Source organism: Xanthomonas sp. SHU 199 (assembly GCF_000364665.1).
Classification (GTDB): domain Bacteria; phylum Pseudomonadota; class Gammaproteobacteria; order Xanthomonadales; family Xanthomonadaceae; genus Xanthomonas_A; species Xanthomonas_A sontii.
Map to the genome: position 1 here is coordinate 1 of NZ_AQOI01000709.1, position 1018 is coordinate 1018.

The following is a 1018-nucleotide window of genomic DNA, read 5'->3' on the forward strand; positions in this document are numbered from 1 at the left end:
AGTAAGCGACCACAACCTGGGCAAGCTGTCGGCCCTGCTGCAATCCATCGCCGCCGGGGATCTCACCGCGCGCATGGATGGCGAGTTCCGCGGCGTGTTCGCGCGGATGCGCGACGACGCCAACGCCACCGTCGAACAGCTGACCGGCATCGTCGGTCGCATCCAGACCGCGGCGGTCAGCATCAACGCGGCCTCGACCGAGATCGCCGCCGGCAACGACGACCTGTCGCGCCGCACCGAGCAGCAGGCGGCGAGCCTGGAAGAAACCGCCGCGTCGATGGAGGAACTGACCTCCACGGTCAAGCAGAACGCCGAGCACGCGCGTCAGGCCAACCAGTTGGCGGTGGGCGCGGCTTCTGTGGCCTCACAGGGCGGCAACGTGGTCGGCCAGGTTGTTCAGACCATGAGCGGGATCGAGGCCTCGTCGAAGAAGATCGCCGACATCATCGGCGTGATCGACGGCATCGCCTTCCAGACCAATATCCTGGCCTTGAATGCGGCAGTGGAAGCGGCGCGTGCCGGCGAGCAGGGCCGCGGCTTCGCCGTGGTCGCCAGCGAAGTGCGCACCCTGGCACAACGCTCGGCCGGCGCCGCCAAGGAGATCAAGTCGCTGATCGACGACTCGGTCACGCGCGTGGCCGAGGGCTCGGCGCTGGTCGATCAGGCCGGCCGCACCATGAGCGAGATCGTGGCCTCGGTGCAACGCGTCACCGACATCATGGGCGAGATCTCGGCGGCCTCGCAGGAGCAGGCGTCGGGGATCGAGCAGGTCAACCAGACCGTCACCCAGATGGACGAGGCCACTCAGCAGAACGCCGCATTGGTGGAAGAAGCCACCGCCGCCGCACGCTCGATGGAGGAACAAGCCGGCCAGCTCAGCGACACCGTGGCGTTGTTCAAGATCGACAACGCCGGCGTGCGTGCGGCAACGGCGCCGCCTGCCACGGGCAACGCGCCGCGTGCGGCCAAGGTGACGGCGCGTCCGCAGCGGCAGCCCGCCAAGCGCACCGCGGTCGCG

At 68.9% G+C, this 1018-nt stretch carries 1 protein-coding gene; it reads left to right on the forward strand.

The genetic code is table 11. The features are described 5' to 3' along the window. Positions 1–1018 (forward strand): methyl-accepting chemotaxis protein (locus D183_RS0120010; RefSeq protein WP_017910565.1); only part of this gene is annotated, 1018 nt, incomplete at both ends.